Origin of the sequence: Lentilactobacillus kefiri (genome assembly GCF_007989105.1) — a bacterium.
Classification (GTDB): Bacteria; Bacillota; Bacilli; order Lactobacillales; family Lactobacillaceae; genus Lentilactobacillus; species Lentilactobacillus kefiri.
On sequence record NZ_BJVK01000053.1, the window covers coordinates 1 to 8,591 of the forward strand.

An 8,591-nucleotide genomic window follows, 5' to 3' on the forward strand; every position below is an offset into this window, starting at 1 on the left:
TTATTATTTCAATGGAGAGTTGTCCGAGCTGGCCGAAGGAGCATCATTGGAAATGATGTAAACGGGTAAAAGCCTGTTTCAAGGGTTCGAATCCCTTACTCTCCGTAACCGAATAATAAGTTTATGACCCGTTGGTCAAGTGGTTAAGACACCGCCCTTTCACGGCGGTAACATGGGTTCAAATCCCGTACGGGTCATTATGGAGGATTAGCTCAGCTGGGAGAGCATCTGCCTTACAAGCAGGAGGTCACAGGTTCGATCCCTGTATCCTCCATTTCCATAGCAACATTGGTTCGTTGGTCTAGCTGGTTAGGACGCCTGCCTGTCACGCAGGAGATCACGAGTTCGAGTCTCGTACGAACCGTTGTTATGTATTTGACAATTGAATACACAACATATGGTATTATTATACTCAAGATGGTTAATGGCTCGGTAGCTCAGTCGGTAGAGCAATGCATTGAAGCTGCATGTGTCGGCAGTTCGATTCTGTCCCGCGCCATTCATGGAGGGGTAGCGAAGTCTGGCTAAACGCGGCGGACTGTAAATCCGCTCCTTCGGGTTCGGTGGTTCGAATCCACTCCCCTCCATCTTATAGGGATATAGTTTAATGGTAGAACTACGGTCTCCAAAACCGTCGGTGTGGGTTCAACTCCTACTATCCCTGTTAATAATACTATGGCGGTATTGGTGAAGTGGTTAACACATCGGTTTGTGGATCCGACACGCGTGGGTTCGATTCCCACATACCGCCTTTTGATTGGGTTATAGCCAAGTGGTAAGGCAACAGACTTTGACTCTGTCATGCGCTGGTTCGAATCCAGCTAACCCAGTTGGGTTAGCCAAAGTTATGGCGGTATAGCCAAGTGGTAAGGCAGAGGTCTGCAAAACCTTCATCGTCGGTTCGAATCCGATTACCGCCTTTTTCCATGTATTGGCCAATCAATCTTATTATTATTTTGCCGGAGTGGCGGAATTGGCAGACGCGCTGGACTCAAAATCCAGTGATCGTTGAGATCGTGTGGGTTCGAACCCCGCCTCCGGTACTAAGTAGCTCATATAGAGCACATTGCGTCATTGAGGAACGTCGTTTATCGGCGTTCCTCTTTTTGTTTTGTTCAGTAAAATGGGGTAGCAAAAAGGCCTGTATCCGTTTGTAGATACAGGCCTTTTATCGTTGTTTAATTATGGGTTACATTCAATTATCTTCCCATTCCGCAACCACGTTCTACTCGTGGTTGTACTTGATGTGGAGAATTGCAGTAGTGGACAACACCAACGGTACCACCACACAGCATTATACTTGCTGCACAAGCCATCATAAACTTCATCGTCATCATTGCTCCTTATCATCATAAAGTGACTGCATACGCCATTATTTTACCACATACGGTCCGTAACTAAGGCCTTGCATACTGATTACCACGTGAAGCCTCTGTCGCACCACTGGCATTTGCCTGAGATTGACTTTCGTATTGATAATTGTTGGGATTCTTTACCTCCGAGTAATATTTATGACTGTCAGAGACAAAGACCATTCCTGAGGCGGCAACTGTCCATGAACCATCTTTAGTTGTCGATCCGGCTGCTTGAGTGGTGTGGTGAGTTGCTTGAGTTGTATGATGCTGAGGTTGTCGGACATAGGTTCGGGCATTGTTGCTACCAGTTGCATAGTTAAGTCGGATGCCTTCAGCTGAATTAATGACTACAATTTCTTTGTTTAGTGTTTTATCAGATGATCGGACATCCACGATTGAACCACGGGGCATCGTTTCGTCACCTTTGTACAGTGGGGTTGTTTGATAATAAATCACGTGGTGAGTGTTAGGATAACTTTCCCAATAATTTTCTGCCGATTCTTCTGCAGCTCGCATGCCGCCATTTTGATCAGCACCGACGTTTTGAGGTCGGGTTCCGGTCGTAAAATTGTATTCCGAGGTATAGGACTTGGCTCCCAGCAAACTGTCTCCAATCGAATGGCTCTTATTGTACAAATAACCGTGATATGTGCGACCGGTCAAGCCATAGCTGATGGCAACAATCTTGTTTCCCGGCCAGGCAGGTGGCTCGAGTGGTTCCCCCTGGCGACTTCCTCTAGACGCTGTGTATTCAGAATAAGTCAAAACGGCTCTGGCAGTTCCGGATCGTCCCTGACTGTCAGCTGTAAAACGATAATCGCCTGATTTCAACCCTGAAAAATCGGTAAAATGAGCTTTACCGTTTGTCCAATAATAGTCTCCAGTAGGGCCTGCCGATTCAGCGTTGGTGTATTTCACCAGCTTATTTAAAATGGCACTGTGTTGCTGATTGGACTTGTGGGAAGTACTGGAATGCAGACGCTTGTGGTGCACTGAAGGTGTTTTTTTGGCAACCGATTCACTGCTCGATGTCACGCTTGTTGAATGATCGCTGGATGATTGACTTTCATCGTCGCTGCAGGCGGTCAACGTGCCACCTGTTAGTAACAGCAAAATCACTGCTAATATAAAATGCTTATGTAACTTCACTTGGTTATCCCCCTCAAAATAAATTCATAATTCATTGGTCCTGTATCGAAAGTCAAAGGCTACGATAAAGTTCCATAATTGATTTATTTTAATTATACATTTGCCATAATTCGTTTTACAGGCGAACATGACAAATTGTTAATGATTCCACAAAATAGGGGGGATTTGAATCCGTACAACAAACAAATACCATACAAAAAGCGCGTTAGAGTTATTAAATCTAACGCGCTTGATTGATTGTTAAACATTCAAAATCTTGTTCAAGAAATCTTGTAGTCGCTCATTTTTAGGGTGTTCAAAAATTTGTTCCGGCGTGCCTTCTTCAAGAATTTGGCCATCATCGACAAAGACAACTCTGTCGGCAACTTCTTTTGCAAAGCCCATTTCATGGGTCACAACTACCATTGTCATTCCTTGCTTTGCCAATTTCTTCATGACTTCCAGTACGTCACCAACCATTTCCGGATCAAGGGCTGAGGTTGGTTCGTCAAATAACATAATATCTGGGTTCATTGCCAAGGCACGGGCAATGGCAACCCGTTGCTGCTGGCCACCTGATAGGGATTGAACGGTTGCACCAAATTTTTCTTCCAGACCAACTGTTGCTAATAATTTCTTGGCTTGAGCTTCGGCCTGTTCTTTGGTTTCCTTTTTCAATTCAATTGGTGCCAGCATAATGTTTTCACCAACTGTCAGGTTTTTGAACAAATTGAAGTGTTGGAAGACCATTCCAATGTTTTCACGAACGGAATTGATATCAACATCGTTACGGGCAATATCAACGTTATCAATCACGATTGAACCTGAGGTTGGTTCCTCAAGTTTATTCAAATTGCGGAGGAGGGTACTTTTTCCTGAGCCGGAGGGGCCGATAATTACGACCACTTCATTATTTTGAACAGTTAAATTGATTCCTTTGAGGACCTCGTTATCGCCAAAGGTTTTGACTAAATTTGTTACTTTTACTTTTTCACTCATACCTTAGTTCTCCTTTGTACCCAATTTGATAACCAAGTTAAAACAGTAATGATGATCAGATAAATTGCGGCAACGATTGTCCAGACTTTAAATCCTTCCAAGTTTCTCGCAATAATAATCTTACCGGTCTGGGTCAATTCCAACAACCCGATAATCGATAGGATTGAGGTATCCTTTAAAGTAATAATAAACTGGTTGATGAATGATGGCACCATGATCCTGATTCCCTGAGGCAAAATAATTTTTCTCATGGATTTTCCAAATGGCAATCCCAAACTTCTTGCGGCTTCCATCTGGCCGGGATCAACAGCCTCAATTCCACCTTTAACGAACGCCGCAATATACGCACCTTCGTTAAAGGTTAAAGTGATAACACCAGCGACAAATGCCGGAATCTTCTGACCAGTTAAGCTTGGAATTCCTGTGTAAATGAATAATGCCAGCACCAGCAGTGGCATTCCTCTAAATAGGTAAATCAAGGTTGTTGAAGTACCGCGACTGAACTTATTTGGCACAACGCCCATCAATCCTACGAGGACCCCAAAAATGGTTGCAAAGAAGATTGAAACAACCGTTAACCAAAGAGTTTCTTTAAGTCCTGAAAGAAGGGCACCTTGGTTTTGCTTGATTAATCCAATAAATGTTCGATCTTCAGCACTGTTTCCGGAAGTCTTGGCAGCAGTCTTGATTTCATCGCTACCGAGGTATTTGGCCTTGATGGTATCATAAGTCCCACTGGCTTTTAAATCCTCCAGACCGGTGTTAAATGCCTTGAGAAGGGCCTGATTATGACCTTTCTTAACGGCAAATCCGTAAGGGGCATTTAATGCCGGTTTGGTAACGATCTTAAGTTTGGTTCCTTGCTTTATTGCATACTGCATAACCGGGTGGTCTTCAAAGCAGGCGATTGAATTTCCGGTTGTAACATCTTGATACATATTGTTTGAATCATCAAACGTGACAACTTTAAAGCCGTATTTTTTCTTCAGACTATTTGCGTAATCGGCACCTGAAGTTCCTGTTTTAACAGCGACTTTTTTGCCTCGCAACTCTGACAGTTTATGAATCTTACTGTTTTTGGCAACTGCCATGACAACCCCTGAATTGAAATAGGGCTTGGAGAAGTCAAATTGGGCTTTTCGGGCATTGGTAATCGACATCCCGGCGATGACACCATCTGCCTGACCGGATTCAACAGCTTGAACGGCTGCGTTGAATCCCAAGGCTTTGATCTTCACTTTGAATCCTTGTTCATTGGCAATCGCTCGGATTAAATCCATATCAATTCCGACATATTTGTTATTTTTATTGGCAAACTCAAATGGTGGGAAAGTAACGTCAGTACCGATGGTGAAAGTTTTACCCTTAACTTGCGGGTTGGCTGTGGTACCGAGATACTTACCAACGATCTTATCGTAGGTTCCGTTTTCCCGGATGATTTTCAGGCCGGCGTTGAATTTCTTGATTAATTGCTTGTGAGTGCCCTTTTTAACACCAAACCCATACCAACCTTGGTTGGCAGGCTTAGAGGCAATCTGGAGCTTTAAGCCGTGTTTAATCCCATACTGAAGGACAGGCTGATCATCGAAACAAGCAACCGAGTTTCCAGTAGTTACATCCTGATACATATTATCCGAATCATCGAACGTGACTGTTTTGAAGCCGTATTTCTTTTTTAAGCTGTTTGCGTAATCAGCCGCTGCGGTACCGGTCTTCAATGCGACCTTTTTACCCTTCAGCTGTTTGAAACTGGTAATATTGCTGCCTTTTTTGACGGCCATGACTGCACCAGTCTTATAGTAGGGGGTTCCGAAATCGAACTTGTCTTTTCGTTCCGGGGTAATTGTCATCCCGGCAATGATTCCGTCGAGTTGGCCAGATTGAACTGATTGAACAGCTGCATTAAATCCAACCGGCTTAACGTTAACCTTAAAGCCTTCCTCTTTGGCAATTGCCTTTATGATGTCAATATCGATTCCAACGTATTTGTTTTTCTTATTGGCAAACTCAAATGGTGGATATGTGACGTCTGTTCCAATTTGATAAGTTTTTGCCTGTGCTTTACTGCCTGGCAAGCCCAAACAAAATAAGATCGCGACAAATACTGCCAACAATCCGAAAGCTGATAACACTTTCCGCTTCATGAATTATTCCTCCTAGACATATGTAATAAAACATAACATATAATAATGGGAATATAATACCAGAAATTATAGAATCTGTATAGCTTCAAGCGATTTGTGCAAACGTTGACAACATTGACGTATCATTGCAGAACACTGAGAATTATTAATTTTAAATTAGAAAATTGATTGACATTGGTTTCTTCCACAACCATAATTATCTGTAAACTTTACGATGTGTGAGTTTGTGACTCAGACATATTTGGATCGGAGGAAGCAACTTGAAATTTGAAGAATCAAAAGTTTTACAACAACTACCGAAACAATTTTTCGCCAGCTTGGTCAAGAAGGTCAATGCAAAAGTGGCAACCGGAGCCGATGTTATTAATTTAGGGCAGGGGAATCCGGATCAGCCCACCCCGGACTTTATTGTTAAAGCGATGCAGGAACAAACCGCCGATCCGGCAAATCATAAATACTCTCAGTTCAGGGGTGATCCTGAACTGAAGAAAGCAGCTGCCGGATTTTACAAACGTGAATACGGAGTTTCACTAGATCCTGAAAAGGAGATCGCTATTCTTGGCGGTTCCAAGATCGGTCTGGTAGAGCTGCCGTTCGCAATTTTAAATCCCGGTGTTACGATGCTTTTGCCTGATCCCGGATATCCTGACTATTTATCCGGAGTTGCTTTGGCTCAAGTTAAACTGGAATTAATGAGGTTGAAGGAAGAAAACAACTTCCTGCCTGACTATGATCAATTGGATCCCAAGGTTGTGGACGCTGCCAAATTGATGTATTTGAACTATCCCAACAATCCGACCGGCGCCGTGGCAACTTCTGAATTTTATCAACACACGGTCGACTTTGCGAAAGCTCACCAAATTGGCGTTGTTCAAGATTTCGCTTATGGGGCAATTGGATTTGATGGTAAGAAGCCAGTCAGCTTTTTACAAACTCCAGGTGCCAAAGATGTTGGTATTGAAATGGATACTTTTTCCAAATCATATAACATGGCCGGCTGGCGAATTGGATTTGCGGCTGGAAACGCTGATATGATCGAAGCGATTAATCTCATCCAGGATCATTTATTTGTGAGTGTCTTTCCGGCGATTCAAAAAGCCGCCATTACGGCACTTAATAGTGATCAGAAATCAGTCCGTCAACTTGTTGCTTTATACGAGAAACGGCGAAACCAGTTCTTCAAAGCGGCTCGGGCAATTGGCTGGGAACCTTATCAGTCTGGTGGTTCCTTCTATGCCTGGATGCCGGTTCCAAAGGGTTACACCAGCGAATCGTTTGCAGACCTGCTTTTGGATAAGGCTGCGGTTGCCGTTGCCCCTGGAAACGGGTTTGGCAAAGGTGGAGAAGGATTCGTTCGGGTTGGCCTTCTAATTGACGAGCCGAGATTTACAGAAGCTTGTCAACGTATTGCCAAACTTGGTTTGTTTCACTAATCCATTTAAAAAGGAGCATCGAAGTTGAAGGCGTTATGTCACGCCAAAGCTTCGATGCTCTTTTATTACCAGTAACCAAGCAACTTGGTTAACTTTGCTCGATTTAAATCATGGTTGGTGATTGCTGCCATTTCCGTTCCATCCAGTCCAGTTGACGATTTTTCAACCGGCTTTTTCCACTTGTATTTGGCAATCATGCTTCCGGAACTGCTGGAAGCATACATTAAATCGGCTTGGTATCCTGTATGATCCAGCCCCAATGTATGCCCGAGTTCGTGGGCAATCACACCATCCCAATATTGAGAAATCGTAAACTTGGCTGCCAATTGTGGTCGGATGTAGCCGGTTGGGTATTTTGGATCCCGGTAATGCGATCGATCAACATAGATCTGCTTACCATCGTATAAACCATCCCAGTTTTCTTGAGTGCCGTTTCCAAATGAAATTTTTAAGGTGTAATGATTCTTATTACCCATCTTAAAAACGGTTGTCCCCAAGGATTTATTCCACTTATTCATGGCATTTTCCACGTGTTGGCTTAAAGCCGGATCCGGTACATAAATTGTTGCCTGGTCGTTCTTAAACATGGATGTTGGTGAGAAGTGAAAGACGTTATAGGCAAGGTCAAAGGCCGCTTCATGAACCTCATAGTTCACCGGTTTCAATCTTAGAATCGATTCATCCGGATTCATATCCGGTGCATTATTAATGAGCTTGATTAACGACTTTTGTGACATTGCTTTTTGAAATTTGGTGAGGTATCCGTGCCAAATATAACCTTTAACGGTATTCCCTTTATTAGCTATATAGTAATAAACAGCGGTTTTCCCGTTTGCCTTCTTGATGATGACTTGTTTTGTCGAATAAAAGACGGTTTGCGGGTAGTTTTTCGCATTGTGACTTTTTTTAGTCAGCTTGGCATTCTTGTAAATATATCCCTCAGAGGTGCGGTAAGCTGTTTTAGTAATCGGCCGAACTTTTAAAACCTTTGCAGTGGCAGCGTGGGCGTCAGTTGATTGCCTATTCATATTGGCCGTTAACGTCAATGAAAATAGCACTGTTCCCAGCAATAACAAGCTTTTTCCGAAATGTTTCATCAAAACCGCGCTCCCTCGCTTGTAAGTGTTTCCATCAATATACCATATTTATTTTATAAATTGTTGCTAATTGATTCCGATAAAAATTAGTAATTATGGCCGTGAATTTTATCTTTGGTAATTTCTGGAATTGGTTCTACTAAATGTGAGGTGTCACGATATTCAATCGTTAAATGGCTGATTTGCTTGAGATCCGTTAGTACCTGCTCATATTTGTCTTTATCATGGACCAATGCCAACAATTCGTGGGAGCGAACCAGCCTTGTTTTTAACTTCCTACTATATATAAAGAAGTAATAACGATTGTTAAAGTGGTTATCCACGATGACCAGCCAATATTGGTGGTGGGGAAGTCGTTTAAAATACTGATGATAATTTTGAATGAGTTCTCTTGATTCGGCAAGCATGTTGATTCCTTCTTAGTATAAATAACTG

Annotated in this window: 6 protein-coding genes and 11 tRNA genes; 12 read left to right on the forward strand and 5 right to left on the reverse strand. The window is 42.8% G+C overall.

Annotation, left to right across the window (positions count from 1 at the left end; genetic code table 11):
* Positions 1–13 precede the first annotated feature (13 nt).
* From LKE01_RS10940 to LKE01_RS10990, 11 genes are all read left to right on the forward strand, one after another.
* A tRNA-Ser gene (locus LKE01_RS10940) sits at positions 14–105 on the forward strand.
* A 20-nt stretch (positions 106–125) separates the two neighbouring features.
* A tRNA-Glu gene (locus tag LKE01_RS10945) sits at positions 126–197 on the forward strand.
* Between the two features lie 4 nt (positions 198–201).
* A tRNA-Val gene (locus LKE01_RS10950) sits at positions 202–274 on the forward strand.
* 16 nt (positions 275–290) lie between these two features.
* Positions 291–364 (forward strand) — tRNA-Asp (locus tag LKE01_RS10955).
* Between the two features lie 62 nt (positions 365–426).
* Positions 427–499, forward strand: a tRNA-Phe gene (locus tag LKE01_RS10960).
* 5 nt (positions 500–504) lie between these two features.
* Positions 505–587: transfer RNA gene (locus tag LKE01_RS10965), tRNA-Tyr, on the forward strand.
* A gap of 6 nt (positions 588–593) precedes the next feature.
* Positions 594–664, forward strand: a tRNA-Trp gene (locus LKE01_RS10970).
* 14 nt (positions 665–678) lie between these two features.
* Positions 679–751, forward strand: a tRNA-His gene (locus LKE01_RS10975).
* A gap of 7 nt (positions 752–758) precedes the next feature.
* Positions 759–830, forward strand: a tRNA-Gln gene (locus LKE01_RS10980).
* A gap of 19 nt (positions 831–849) precedes the next feature.
* Positions 850–920: transfer RNA gene (locus LKE01_RS10985), tRNA-Cys, on the forward strand.
* Between the two features lie 38 nt (positions 921–958).
* Positions 959–1,043: transfer RNA gene (locus LKE01_RS10990), tRNA-Leu, on the forward strand.
* 354 nt (positions 1,044–1,397) lie between these two features.
* Here LKE01_RS10990 and LKE01_RS10995 read toward each other — a convergent pair.
* From LKE01_RS10995 to LKE01_RS11005, 3 genes are all read right to left on the reverse strand, one after another.
* Positions 1,398–2,504 carry a DNA/RNA non-specific endonuclease gene (locus LKE01_RS10995; protein ID WP_056983263.1) on the reverse strand — a complete coding sequence of 369 codons (1,107 nt, stop codon included), beginning with the start codon at positions 2,502–2,504 and terminating at the stop codon, positions 1,398–1,400.
* 240 nt (positions 2,505–2,744) lie between these two features.
* Complete coding sequence (locus LKE01_RS11000) at positions 2,745–3,482, reverse strand: amino acid ABC transporter ATP-binding protein (protein WP_056983265.1); 738 nt, start codon at positions 3,480–3,482, stop codon at positions 2,745–2,747.
* Entirely contained in the window at positions 3,479–5,626 is a 2,148-nt protein-coding gene (locus LKE01_RS11005) for an ABC transporter substrate-binding protein/permease (RefSeq protein ID WP_095345052.1), read from the reverse strand. Before LKE01_RS11005 ends, LKE01_RS11000 begins: the two co-directional genes overlap by 4 nt.
* A 260-nt stretch (positions 5,627–5,886) precedes the next feature.
* Here LKE01_RS11005 and LKE01_RS11010 point away from each other — a divergent pair, with 260 nt between their 5' ends.
* Positions 5,887–7,059, forward strand: coding sequence for a pyridoxal phosphate-dependent aminotransferase (locus LKE01_RS11010; protein ID WP_054769812.1), 1,173 nt, complete (start codon positions 5,887–5,889; stop codon positions 7,057–7,059).
* Positions 7,060–7,124: 65 nt separating this feature from the next.
* On the opposite strand, the gene LKE01_RS11015 is transcribed toward LKE01_RS11010, so the two are convergent.
* Both LKE01_RS11015 and LKE01_RS11020 read right to left on the reverse strand, forming a co-directional pair.
* On the reverse strand, positions 7,125–8,156 hold the full coding sequence (locus LKE01_RS11015; RefSeq protein WP_056983267.1) for a matrixin family metalloprotease: 1,032 nt from the start codon (positions 8,154–8,156) through the stop codon (positions 7,125–7,127).
* 86 nt (positions 8,157–8,242) lie between these two features.
* The gene (locus LKE01_RS11020; protein WP_056983268.1) at positions 8,243–8,563 is read right to left on the reverse strand and encodes a hypothetical protein; all 321 of its coding nucleotides are present in this window, start codon (positions 8,561–8,563) and stop codon (positions 8,243–8,245) included.
* Positions 8,564–8,591 lie beyond the last annotated feature (28 nt).

Coding starts and splice junctions, on each gene's coding strand:
- LKE01_RS11015 (WP_056983267.1), bottom strand. CDS start 8,156: ATGAAACATTTCGGAAAAAGCTTGTTATTGCTGGGAACAGTGCTATTT.
- LKE01_RS11020 (WP_056983268.1), bottom strand. CDS start 8,563: ATGCTTGCCGAATCAAGAGAACTCATTCAAAATTATCATCAGTATTTT.
- LKE01_RS11005 (WP_095345052.1), bottom strand. CDS start 5,626: ATGAAGCGGAAAGTGTTATCAGCTTTCGGATTGTTGGCAGTATTTGTC.
- LKE01_RS11000 (WP_056983265.1), bottom strand. CDS start 3,482: ATGAGTGAAAAAGTAAAAGTAACAAATTTAGTCAAAACCTTTGGCGAT.